Origin of the sequence: Mycobacterium sp. (assembly GCF_035499775.1) — a bacterium.
In the GTDB taxonomy this organism is placed as follows: domain Bacteria; phylum Actinomycetota; class Actinomycetes; order Mycobacteriales; family Mycobacteriaceae; genus Mycobacterium.
This window is the reverse complement of sequence record NZ_DATJYB010000373.1, coordinates 1-10,731: the sequence shown is the minus strand read 5'-3', so window position 1 is coordinate 10,731 and position 10,731 is coordinate 1. Positions and strand designations below refer to the sequence as shown.

The 10,731-nt window shown below is 67.3% G+C and carries 12 protein-coding genes; 6 read left to right on the top strand and 6 right to left on the bottom strand.

What is annotated here, in order from left to right; all coding sequences use genetic code 11:
- The 4 genes from VML93_RS23140 to VML93_RS23125 all read left to right on the top strand — a co-directional run.
- A partial coding sequence (locus VML93_RS23140; RefSeq protein WP_325614622.1) for a 50S ribosomal protein L27 occupies window positions 1–119 on the top strand: 119 nt, incomplete at its 5' end.
- An 11-nt stretch (window positions 120–130) separates the two neighbouring features.
- On the top strand, window positions 131–1,573 hold the full coding sequence (obgE, locus tag VML93_RS23135; protein ID WP_325614621.1) for a GTPase ObgE: 1,443 nt from the start codon (window positions 131–133) through the stop codon (window positions 1,571–1,573).
- The gene (proB, locus tag VML93_RS23130; protein WP_325614620.1) at window positions 1,570–2,676 is read left to right on the top strand and encodes a glutamate 5-kinase; all 1,107 of its coding nucleotides are present in this window, start codon (window positions 1,570–1,572) and stop codon (window positions 2,674–2,676) included. Before obgE ends, proB begins: the two co-directional genes overlap by 4 nt.
- A 99-nt stretch (window positions 2,677–2,775) precedes the next feature.
- Window positions 2,776–2,949 carry a hypothetical protein gene (locus tag VML93_RS23125; RefSeq protein ID WP_325614619.1) on the top strand — a complete coding sequence of 58 codons (174 nt, stop codon included), beginning with the start codon at window positions 2,776–2,778 and terminating at the stop codon, window positions 2,947–2,949.
- Window positions 2,950–2,957: 8 nt separating this feature from the next.
- On the opposite strand, the gene VML93_RS23120 is transcribed toward VML93_RS23125, so the two are convergent.
- On the bottom strand, window positions 2,958–3,587 hold the full coding sequence (locus tag VML93_RS23120; protein WP_325614618.1) for a TetR/AcrR family transcriptional regulator: 630 nt from the start codon (window positions 3,585–3,587) through the stop codon (window positions 2,958–2,960).
- A 66-nt stretch (window positions 3,588–3,653) separates the two neighbouring features.
- On the opposite strand from VML93_RS23120, the gene VML93_RS23115 reads away from it, so the two are divergent.
- Window positions 3,654–4,916: a cytochrome P450 gene (locus VML93_RS23115; RefSeq protein ID WP_325614617.1), complete on the top strand. Its 1,263-nt coding sequence runs from the start codon at window positions 3,654–3,656 to the stop codon at window positions 4,914–4,916.
- Here the strand turns inward: VML93_RS23115 and VML93_RS23110 are convergent.
- The gene (locus VML93_RS23110; protein ID WP_414686420.1) at window positions 4,913–5,758 is read right to left on the bottom strand and encodes an NAD-dependent protein deacetylase; all 846 of its coding nucleotides are present in this window, start codon (window positions 5,756–5,758) and stop codon (window positions 4,913–4,915) included. The genes VML93_RS23115 and VML93_RS23110 overlap by 4 nt on opposite strands.
- A gap of 26 nt (window positions 5,759–5,784) precedes the next feature.
- Here VML93_RS23110 and VML93_RS23105 point away from each other — a divergent pair, with 26 nt between their 5' ends.
- Window positions 5,785–7,839 (top strand): NAD(+) synthase, encoded by a 2,055-nt coding sequence (locus VML93_RS23105; protein ID WP_325614615.1) that lies wholly within the window; start codon window positions 5,785–5,787, stop codon window positions 7,837–7,839.
- Here the strand turns inward: VML93_RS23105 and VML93_RS23100 are convergent.
- From VML93_RS23100 to VML93_RS23085, 4 genes are all read right to left on the bottom strand, one after another.
- The gene (locus VML93_RS23100; RefSeq protein WP_325614614.1) at window positions 7,836–8,381 is read right to left on the bottom strand and encodes a YbhB/YbcL family Raf kinase inhibitor-like protein; all 546 of its coding nucleotides are present in this window, start codon (window positions 8,379–8,381) and stop codon (window positions 7,836–7,838) included. The genes VML93_RS23105 and VML93_RS23100 overlap by 4 nt on opposite strands.
- A complete protein-coding gene (locus VML93_RS23095) occupies window positions 8,381–8,941 on the bottom strand; it encodes a 3-isopropylmalate dehydratase (protein WP_325614613.1) in 561 nt (186 codons plus the stop codon). The genes VML93_RS23100 and VML93_RS23095 overlap by 1 nt, the downstream gene beginning before the upstream one ends.
- The gene (locus tag VML93_RS23090; protein WP_325614612.1) at window positions 8,938–10,185 is read right to left on the bottom strand and encodes an aconitase/3-isopropylmalate dehydratase large subunit family protein; all 1,248 of its coding nucleotides are present in this window, start codon (window positions 10,183–10,185) and stop codon (window positions 8,938–8,940) included. The genes VML93_RS23095 and VML93_RS23090 overlap by 4 nt, the downstream gene beginning before the upstream one ends.
- Window positions 10,176–10,731, bottom strand: a 556-nt coding sequence (locus VML93_RS23085) for an isocitrate lyase/PEP mutase family protein (protein WP_325614611.1), incomplete at its 5' end; no start/stop codon positions are given. The genes VML93_RS23085 and VML93_RS23090, both read right to left, overlap by 10 nt.

Here is a 10,731-nt window from a genome sequence, read left to right as displayed (position 1 = left end):
ACGTGGGCCGCGGCGGGGATGACACATTGTTTGCCACCGCGGCCGGCGCTGTCGAGTTCGGCGTCAAGCGTGGACGCAAAACCGTCAGCATCGTCCCGGCCGGGGGATCCGCCGACTAAGGGGTAGCTCGATGCCTCGGTTTGTCGACCGGGTCGTCGTCCACGCGCGGGCAGGTTCCGGCGGTAACGGCTGCGCCTCGGTCCATCGCGAGAAGTTCAAACCGCTGGGCGGTCCCGACGGGGGCAACGGCGGCCGCGGCGGCAGCATCGTGTTCGTCGTCGACCCGCAGGTGCACACGCTGCTCGACTTCCACTTCCACCCGCACGTCACCGCGCCATCGGGCAAGCAGGGGATGGGCAGTAACCGCGACGGCGCCGCCGGCTCGGACCTGGAAGTCAAGGTTCCCGACGGCACCGTGGTCCTGGACGAGAATGGCCGGTTACTGGCCGACCTGGTCGGCGCGGGCACCCGCTTCGAAGCCGCTGCCGGCGGCCGTGGCGGCCTGGGCAACGCGGCGCTGGCATCGCGCGCCCGCAAGGCCCCCGGTTTCGCGCTGCTCGGCGAGCAGGGCCAGTCCCGCGACCTCACCCTCGAACTCAAGACCGTCGCCGACGTCGGCCTGGTCGGGTTTCCGTCCGCCGGAAAGTCCTCGCTGGTCTCGGTGATCTCGGCGGCCAAGCCCAAGATCGCCGACTACCCGTTCACCACGCTGGTTCCCAACCTCGGGGTGGTCTCGGCGGGCGAGCACTCATTCACCGTGGCCGACGTGCCCGGCTTGATCCCGGGCGCCTCCGAGGGCCGTGGCCTGGGCCTGGACTTCCTGCGGCATATCGAACGCTGCGCCGTGCTGGTACACGTCGTGGACTGCGCCACCGCCGAGCCGGGCCGCGACCCGATCTCCGACATCGACGCGCTGGAGGCCGAGCTCGCTTCCTACACGCCGACATTGCAACGGGATACGGTACTCGTCGATCTGACCGAGCGGCCCCGCGCGGTGGTGCTCAACAAGATCGACGTGCCGGAAGCCCGCGAGCTCGCCGAGTTCGTCCGCGACGACATCGCCGAGCGCGGCTGGCCGGTCTTCGAAGTATCCACGGCTACCCGGGAAGGCGTGCAGCCGTTGATCTTTGGCCTGTGGCAGATGATCGAGGCCTACAATGCGCAGCGCCCGCCGGTGGTGGCCCGGCGGCCGGTGATCCGCCCGGTTCCGGTGGACGACAGCGGCTTCACCGTGGAGTCGGACGGACACGGTGGTTTCGTGGTCACCGGCGCGCGGCCGGAACGCTGGATCAGCCAGACCAACTTCGACAACGACGAAGCCGTCGGCTATCTCGCCGACCGCCTGGCGCGCCTGGGTGTCGAGGAGGAGCTGCTGAGGCTGGGTGCGAAGCCAGGATGCGCGGTGACCATCGGCGAGATGACCTTCGACTGGGAACCCCAGACGCCCGCCGGTGTGGACGTCACGATGTCCGGCCGCGGCACCGACGCGCGCCTGGAAGGAACCGACCGCGTCGGAGCCGCCGAGCGCAAAGCGGCCCGCCGGCAGCGCCGCGAAAGCGGCCAGGGGTCATGACCAGTCCTCACCGCGAAGCCATCCGCACCGCGCGCAGCGTCGTCGTCAAGGTCGGCACCACGGCTTTGACCACGCCGTCGGGCGTATTCGACGCTGGCCGGCTGGCCGGCCTTGTCGACGCGATCGAGGGCCGCATGAAGGCGGGCTCCGACGTCGTCATCGTGTCCTCGGGCGCCATCGCCGCGGGCATCGAGCCGCTGGGATTATCGCGTCGCCCAAACGATTTGGCGACCAAGCAGGCGGCGGCCAGCGTCGGGCAGGTCGCGCTGGTGAACTCGTGGAGTGCGGCGTTCGCGCGCTACGGCCGCACGGTGGGGCAGGTGCTGCTGACCGCACACGATATTTCGATGCGGGTGCAGCACACCAACGCTCAGCGCACGTTGGACCGGCTGCGCGCGTTGCATGCGGTGGCGATCGTCAACGAGAACGACACGGTGGCCACCAACGAGATCCGCTTCGGCGACAACGACCGGCTTTCGGCGCTGGTGGCGCACCTGGTGGGTGCCGACGCGCTGGTGCTGCTTTCCGACATCGACGGCCTCTATGCCGCCGATCCGCGAAAGTCCAAGGGCGCCGAGTTTATTGCGGAGGTGTCCGGGCCGACCGACCTGGACGGCGTGGTGGCCGGCCAGAGCAGCCACCTGGGCACGGGCGGGATGGCGTCGAAGGTGTCCTCAGCGCTGCTGGCCGCCGATGCCGGTGTGCCGGTGCTGCTGGCCGCCGCCACCGACGCCGCGACCGCGCTGGCCGACGCCTCGGTGGGCACGGTGTTCGCCGCGCGGTCCGACCGGATGTCGGCGCGACGGTTCTGGGTGCGTTACGCCGCGGACGCGACCGGTTGGCTGACGCTGGACGCCGGGGCGGTGCGCGCGGTGGTGGCGCAACGCCGCTCGTTGCTGCCCGCGGGTATCACCGCGGTCTCGGGCGGGTTTTCCGCGGGTGACGTCATCGAATTGCGCGGACCGGACGCGGTCATGGTGGCCCGGGGCGTAGTTGCCTACGACGCAATCGAACTCGCCACCATGATGGGCCGGTCGACCTCCGAGCTGCCCGGCGAACTGCGCCGTCCCGCGGTGCATGCCGACGACCTGGTGGCCGTGTAGCCGCGGCTTTGAGAAAACCGCAAGAACTTAGCAAGGATCCTTGAAGCCCCTCCCGCGACCCTTTTCTCAGCATCCAAGCGAGAACAAGGGGACACCATCATGTGGGCACTCACAACATCCAACGGTCTGCGCGTCGACGGCATTCGGCAGGAGCAGGACGGCCGGTACGCCGTGCACAACCTCGGCCACGCCCGCAGCATCAGCCCCTACTCCTGGCAGGTGGTCGACAACTTCGGACGCAGCTTCGTCGCCGAGCTGAGAAGGTCGCGCTGACCTGATCCCTAGGGCGACCTGAGATATAGTGCGCCCCAGACGATTTCGGTTAGTGTTTCGGCCAGCTCCGCATCGTAGTCAGGTGGCTTTGCCGGTAGGTTCTGCTGGCACGACCGCTCGACCATCCAGGTCAGCGCGCTGGCCGTGGTGGCCGCAGGCAGTTCCGGACGGATCGAGCCGTCGGCCTGCCCGTCCTCGACGACCTGGGTAACCCGCCCCGAGATTTCGATCAGCAGCTCGCGATAGGTCCGCGCCGTCGCCGGGTCGTATCCGGCCATCTCGTTGAGCGCGACGAGCACCGGCTGATGACGCCGAAAGCTGGCAATGATCCCCGCCATCGCGGCGCGCACGTCGTCCGGATTGCGTCGCCCCGCCACACCCCACCAGCGTTCCCCCGCGCTGGCCAGCTCGGCGAACACCTCGCTGGTGAGACGGCGCAGCAGATGGCCTTTGTCCTCGAAGTAGATATAGAAGCTGGCGCGCGAGATGCCGGCTTCGGTCGACAGCCGGTCCACGCTGAGCTCGGTGAAGCTGGTCCCGTCGCTCATCAGCCGCTCGGTGGCGTCCAGCAGGCGTTGTTCCATCTGCTCGCGCCGCTGCTTGCGATTCGCCTGTGGCTTGCGGGTGACCGATGCCATTTGCTGAGCATAACCGGTGGATGTACATCTTGACTAGACATATTGTCTAGACATATTGTCGTGAATATGACAGCAATGGCAGGGACGTCCGGCCGTACCTACGACCCAATCGACCTATCGTCGCGTGCCTTCTGGTCGACGACCGCCGACGATCGCGAACGTTCGTTCGCGGTGCTGCGCGCCGAGCGGCCCGTCAGCTGGCACCCGCCGGCCGAAGACGCGATGATGCCCGATCCCGAGGACCGCGGCTACTGGGCCGTCACCCGGCGCGCCGACATCGTCACGGTGAGCCGCAACAACGACGTGTTCAGCTCCGGCAAGGGGGTGATGTTCGAGAACTTCCCCGAGGAATTGCTCGAGGCGTCGCAGTCCTTCCTGGCCATGGACCCGCCGCGACACACCAAGCTGCGCAAGCTCGCCCACGCCGCGTTCACGCCGCGCCAGGTGCGCCGCATCGAAGAGTCGATCAACGCCAACGCCAAGACGATTGTCGCGGAGCTGCGCGCGGCGGGCAGCGGCGCCGATTTCGTGGAGCATTGCGCCAAGGAGCTACCCATCCGGACGCTGTCGGACATGGTGGGGATCCCGGAATCCGAGCGCCAGCAGGTGGCGCATGCCGCCGACGCGCTGGTGTCCTTCACCGATCCGGACTACCTGAATGGCCGCCACCCGCTGGAGGTCGCCTTCGAAAACCAGGTCTACCTGCATCAAGTCGCCGGCTCGTTGGCCGCGCACCGTCGTGAACACCCCGGCGACGACCTGTTCAGCAGCCTGGTCAACGCCGAAGTCGACGGCGACCGGCTCACCGATGCGGACGTGGCCGCGTTCTTTGTGTTGCTGGCCGTGGCCGGCAACGACACCACCCGCCAGACCACCAGCCACGCGCTGAAGGCGCTAACCGAATTCCCCGATCAGCGGGCCTGGCTGGGGGCGGCGTTCGAGGACCGCATCGGTACGGCGGTGGAGGAGTTCGTCCGCTGGGCCACCCCGGTGATGACCTTCCGCCGCACGGCCACCACGGATTTCGAACTCGGCGGGCAGACCATCGCGGCCGGTGAGAAGGTGGTGATGTTCTACTCGTCGGGCAACCGGGACGAGGAGGCGTTCGATCACCCGGAGCGTTTCGACCTGAGCCGCAGTCCCAACCCGCACGTGGGTTTCGGCGGCGGCGGGCTGCACTTCTGTCTCGGCGCCCATGTGGCGCGGTCACAGCTGCGTGCGGTCTTCGGCGAGTTGCTGCGTCAGGTGCCCGACATCGAGGCGGGCGGGCCGACATTCGTGACCGGCAATTTCATCCACGCCATCGGCAAAATGCCCTGCAGTTTCTAGCCCGCGGGCACGCCCGCCAGCTCGTTCACGAGTAGGGTCAGCAATTCCGAGCAGCCGCCGTCGACCTTGACGGTGGCCAGGTCGTCGCCGCGGGTGCGGCCCCGGTTCACGATGGCGATCGGCATGCCGAGCGAGGCGGCGTGCCGCACGAACCGGTAGCCGGAGAACACCGTCAGCGACGAGCCCGCGACCAGCAGTGCCTCGGACTGCTCCACCAGCGAATAGGCCTGGGCCACACGGTCTTTGGGCACGCTTTCGCCGAAGTAGACGATGTCGGGCTTCAGCATGCCGGCGCAGGCCGGACAGTCGAGATACCGGAACGACGCGGTGTCGGACACGACGGCGTCCGCGTCGGGCGCCACGGCCAGCCCACCGACGGCTTCGGCGCGTTCGGTGAATCCCGGGTTGAGTGCCTCGAGCCGTTCGGCCAGTACGGCGCGGCCCATGGTGTGGCCGCAATCCAGGCAGGTCACGTGCGCGTAGCTGCCGTGCAGATTGACGACGTGTCGGCTGCCCGCCTTGGTGTGCAGCAGGTCGACGTTCTGGGTGATCACGCCGGTCACCGCTCCGGCGTGCTCGAGCGCGGCCAGCGCCCGGTGCCCGGCGTTGGGCTGGGTGTCGTCCATGTGCCGCCAGCCGAGGTGGTTGCGGGCCCAGTAGCGCTGCCGGAACACCGGGTCCGAAGTGAACTGCTGGATCGTCATGGGATTGCTCGGCGGCGAATCGGGGCCCCGGTAGTCGGGTATGCCCGAGTCGGTGGAAATCCCGGCGCCCGTCAGTACCGCGACCCGGCGGCCGGTCAGCACGCCGACCAGCTCCGGCGATTCGGGGGAGTTCACCACACCGAGCGTAGGCCACAATAGAGCACGTGGATTTCTACAAGGACTTCTACAACGTCTACAGCCAGGGCTTTGCCCGCGTCGCCGCGTGCACCCACCACACCACGCTCGGCGACCCGGCGGCCAATGCCGCGTCGGTATTGGGGTTGGCGCGTCAGTGCCACGACGACGGCGTTGCCCTGGCCGTCTTCCCGGAGCTGACGCTGTCGGGGTACTCCATCGAGGACATCCTGCTGCAGGATTCGTTGCTCGACGCCGTCGAGAATGCCCTCTTCGATCTGATCACGGCCACCACCGATCTGCTGCCCGTGCTGGTGGTGGGGGCGCCGCTGCGGCATGGCCACCGCATCTACAACACCGCCGTCGTCATCCACCGCGGCGACGTGCTCGGAGTGGCGCCCAAGTCGTATCTGCCGACCTACCGGGAGTTCTACGAGCTCCGCCAACTCGCGGCCGGAGACGACGAGCGCGACATCATCCGCATCGGCAAGTTCGACGCCCTCTTCGGCCCGGATCTGCTGTTCGCCGCCTTCGACGTACCCGGGTTCGTGCTGCACGTCGAAATCTGTGAGGACATGTTCGTGCCGATTCCGCCCAGCGCCGAGGCGGCTCTGGCGGGTGCGACGGTGCTGGCCAACCTGTCCGGCAGCCCGATCACCATCGGGCGCGCCGAGGACCGTGGCCTGCTCGCGCGATCGGCCTCAGCGCGCTGTCTGGCCGCGTACGTCTATGCCGCCGCCGGGGAGGGCGAATCGACCACGGATCTGGCCTGGGACGGCCAGACCATGATCTGGGAAAACGGTGTGCTGCTCGCCGAATCCGAGCGCTTTCCCAAGGGGGAGCGGCGCTCGGTGGCCGACGTCGACATCGGGCTGCTGCGCTCCGAGCGGCTGCGGATGGGGACGTTCGACGACAACCGGCGTCACCATCGCGGAAAGGCGGAGTCGTTCCGGCGCATCGAGTTTCAGCTGCAGCCACCGGCGGGCGACATCGGGCTGATGCGACAGGTCGAGCGCTTTCCGTTCGTGCCGGCCGACCCGCAACGGCTGCAGCAGGATTGCTACGAGGCCTACAACATCCAGGTTTCCGGGCTCGAGCAACGGTTGCGTGCGCTGGACTACCCGAAGGTCGTGATCGGGGTTTCCGGCGGGCTGGACTCCACCCACGCCCTGATCGTCGCCGCGCGCGCGATGGACCGGGAAGGCAGGCCGCGCACCGACATTCTGGCGTTCACCCTGCCCGGATTCGCGACGGGAGAACACACCAAGCGCAATGCGATCGAGCTGTGCAGCGCGCTCGGTGTCACCTTCGCCGAACTCGACATCCGCGACACCGCAAAGCTGATGCTGCAGGAGATGGATCATCCTTTCGCGCGCGGCGAAAAGGTCTACGACGTCACCTTTGAGAACGTGCAGGCGGGCCTGCGCACCGACTACCTGTTCCGGCTGGCGAACCAGCGCGGCGGGATAGTTCTCGGTACGGGTGATCTCTCGGAGTTGGGGCTGGGCTGGTCCACCTATGGTGTCGGCGACCAGATGTCGCATTACAACGTCAACGGCGGTGTGCCCAAGACACTGATTCAGCACCTGATCCGGTGGGTCATCTCGTCGGGGCAGTTCGACGCGCGAGTGGACGCGGTGTTGCAGTCGGTGCTGGAAACCGAGATCACTCCGGAACTCATTCCGACCGGCGAGGAAGAGGAACTGCAGAGCAGCGAGGCGAAGGTCGGGCCTTATGTGCTGCAGGACTTTTCGTTGTTTCATGTGCTTCGCTACGGATTCCGGCCAGCGAAGATCGCCTTTCTGGCGTGGCACGCGTGGAGCGACCCCGACCGCGGCAACTGGCCGCCGGGGTTCCCCGATGACAAGCGACCGTCGTACTCGCTCAAGGAGATTCGGCACTGGTTGCAAGTCTTCGTGCAGCGCTTTTACTCGTTCAGCCAGTTCAAGCGCTCGGCATTGCCCAACGGCCCCAAGGTGTCCCACGGCGGTGCGTTGTCCCCGCGTGGCGATTGGCGGGCCCCGTCGGACATGTCCGCGCGGATCTGGCTCGACGAGATCGAGCGTGAGATTCCGGAAGACTAGCGTTCGTACGTCCCCGTCAGCGTGCCCCGGGCCAGCACATGCCCGGCCATCGCCGCCAGGAGGGCCTTGGCTGTGGTCACGTTCTCGGCAATGGGTTGGTCGATGGCGAGTACGTGAAACCGGTAGTGGTGTGGCCCGTGTCCGGGAATGGGGCGGGGGCCGGCATAGCCGCGGTGACCTAAATCTGCTCGGAGGAAACGCATTCCAGAGGTCTCCGGCTGCAATGCGCCCGCGGGCGCCCCGTCGAGCTTCGGATCGAGCACCGCGACGGTGTGTAGCAGCGGTCGGGGCAGCGGAACGTCGACGTCGTCGATGACGAGCACCACCTGCCGGGTCTCGGGTGGCAGCCCGTCCCACCGCAACGCGGGAGAGGTGTTGGCGCCGACGCCCTTTCCCGCGCTGGACTGCGGCATCGCGGCGCCATCGGTGAACTCCGGGCTGGTGACGGTGATGGACGCGGGGGCGTCAAACCGACTGCCGGCCAACTGGCTGCGCTGCTCGCCGGCGCGGACGCGGCGCAGCAGCTTGCCGATCGGGGCCATCACGCGCCGCTGCCGGCGCCGCGCATCGCTACCGCGCTGGAGCGCAGCATGTCGCCAAGTTCGGCAGGCAGAAAACCCTGCGCCGCCAATCGCGGCATGACGCCGCCGCTTTCGATGATCTCGAGGAGCAGGCCGGGCAGTTTGGGGATGGTGCCCGATTCTCCCGTGGTGTCGTTGCGCCAGGTGCCGGCGGTCAGATCGAAGGTTCCGGTGTTGCCTTCGCTGAACACGGAGGTGGCGTTCGGCACGGTCATTGCGGGCAGGCCGGCGTTGACAGCATTGCGGAAAAACAGCGAGTTGAATTCCTCGGCGACCAGTCCGGCGACACCGAGTTCGGTGAACAGAGAAGCGACCGGGCGCGACGATCCTACCCCGAAGTTCTTGCCGGCCACCACAATGTCACCCGGCGACACCTGATCCGTCCAGCCGGGGCGGACCTCATAGAAGATGTGCTTGGCCGCTTCGGGCGGATCCATTTTCATCGCGAAGGCCGGGTACATGGCGTCGGTGTTCAGGTCGTCGCCGAACACCCAGACTTTCCCGCTAACCACAACCGTCATGCCGTCACGCTCCTTGGGTCGGTGATATATCCGGTGATCGCTGAGGCGGCCACGGTCGCCGGTGAGGCCATGAAGATCTCCGCTTCGGTGCTGCCCATCCGACCGGTGAAATTGCGGGTGCTGGACGTGATGCACACCTCGCCGGGTCCCACCACGCCCATGTGGTAGCCGAAGCACGCGCCGCAGGTGGAGTTGGTGATCACGGCACCGGCGTCGGCGAGGTCTTGTAAATAGCCCAGCCGCATAGCATCCCGGTATACCGCCTGCGAGGCGGGCGTGACCAGCAGCCGTACGCCCGGAGCCACGGTCTTGCCGCGCAGCAGCCGTGCAGCGATCTCGAGGTCCTCGAGTTGGCCGTTTGCGCACGACCCGATGAACGCCTGGTCCACCTTCTGCCTGCCTAACTGGGAGACGGGCAGCCCGTTGCGGCTGACGGTGCCCGGCCGCGCCACATAGGGCTCCAGCGTCGCCAGGTCGATGTGCCGGACGTCGTGGTAGGAGGCGTCGGGATCCGGTGCGGCCGTGGTGTATCCGGTGACGCCGGTGTCGTCGAGGAAACGGGTTAGCACGTCGTCGGCTTCGAAAGTGCTGAAGTCGGCCGATACCTCAGCGCCCTGCGTTGCGATGGTGCGCCGGTCGTGCATCGGGATGCCGGCCAGGCCGGGGCCGCCGTATTCCAAGTTCAGGTTGGCGGCGTCGCCGTATTCGTTGGCGATGTGCAGGAAGATGTCCTTGCCGCTCACCGTGTCTGGTTTGATGCCATCGAGTTCGTAGCGGACGGTCGGCGCGACCTGGAACCAGGTGGTGCCGGTGCACATGATCGAATACACTTCGGCGGGCCCCAGCCCGCGGGCCGCGGTGTTGTAGGCGCCGCCCGCGCAGGTGTGAGAGTCGGTGCAGGCCAGGACTTCTCCCGGGCGTGCCAGCCCGTTCTCGGCGATCACCTGGTGACAGATGCCGTGCCGGCCGACATCGTAGAAGCGTTCGATGCCGAAGTGGGCGGCGAACTTTCGGGCGTGGCTACCGCCGGCCGCATCCTTGATGGTGGGTGCGGGTACGGCGTGGTCCATGATGACGGCTAGCTTGTTGGGGTCGTGGATTCGACTGGGCTGGATCCACATCGTGGCGAATTGCAGATCGATCAGGACGGTCATATCGACGTCCACCACCACCGTGTCGCCGGGCGACACCGAGTCCAGACCGGCTTTGCGGGCGAAGATCTTCTCGATAATGGTCATGCCCATGATGGGTCCTTACCTGCGTACTTGGCGTCGAGTTCCAGCCATTCCGCCATGCCAACCATGTTGAAGAAGTCGGCAGGTTTGGTGGGCAGATGAGGGGTGACGTCGGTTCCGTTGAGCTGGCAGAGGCTCTGCAGCATGCCGAACGTCGCCGGCATCAGCAGATTGCTCGGATGGATCGCGATCGCGTAACCCAGCTCCTGCAATCGCGAGGCCGACTCCAACGGCGTCATGCCGCCGAGCACCAGATTGATCAGCAGGGGAGCGTCGACTTCGGCTGCGATGCGCTCGATTTCGTCGGAGTCCTGCGGCGCCTCGACGAAGATGATGTCCGCGCCCGCTTGCGCGTAGCGGTTGGCCCGCTCGATCGCGGCGTCCAGCCCGAGCGGGGCGCGGGCGTCGGTGCGTGCCACCACCAGCAGGTCGTCGTCGGATCTCGCGTCCAGCGCGGCCGCCAGGGTCTGCTCGAACACCGCGGCGTCCACGACCTGCTTGTCCGGCAGATGGCCGCACCGCTTCGGAAATACCTGGTCCTCCAACTGGATCGCG

Bases quoted from the DNA above. Each gene is read 5' to 3' on its own strand.
- VML93_RS23120 (WP_325614618.1), bottom strand. From the start codon at position 3,587: ATGGCATCGGTCACCCGCAAGCCACAGGCGAATCGCAAGCAGCGGCGC.
- VML93_RS23100 (WP_325614614.1), bottom strand. From the start codon at position 8,381: ATGGCCCCGATCGGCAAGCTGCTGCGCCGCGTCCGCGCCGGCGAGCAG.
- VML93_RS23115 (WP_325614617.1), top strand. From the start codon at position 3,654: ATGACAGCAATGGCAGGGACGTCCGGCCGTACCTACGACCCAATCGAC.
- proB (WP_325614620.1), top strand. From the start codon at position 1,570: ATGACCAGTCCTCACCGCGAAGCCATCCGCACCGCGCGCAGCGTCGTC.
- VML93_RS23095 (WP_325614613.1), bottom strand. From the start codon at position 8,941: ATGACGGTTGTGGTTAGCGGGAAAGTCTGGGTGTTCGGCGACGACCTG.
- VML93_RS23125 (WP_325614619.1), top strand. From the start codon at position 2,776: ATGTGGGCACTCACAACATCCAACGGTCTGCGCGTCGACGGCATTCGG.
- VML93_RS23090 (WP_325614612.1), bottom strand. From the start codon at position 10,185: ATGGGCATGACCATTATCGAGAAGATCTTCGCCCGCAAAGCCGGTCTG.
- obgE (WP_325614621.1), top strand. From the start codon at position 131: ATGCCTCGGTTTGTCGACCGGGTCGTCGTCCACGCGCGGGCAGGTTCC.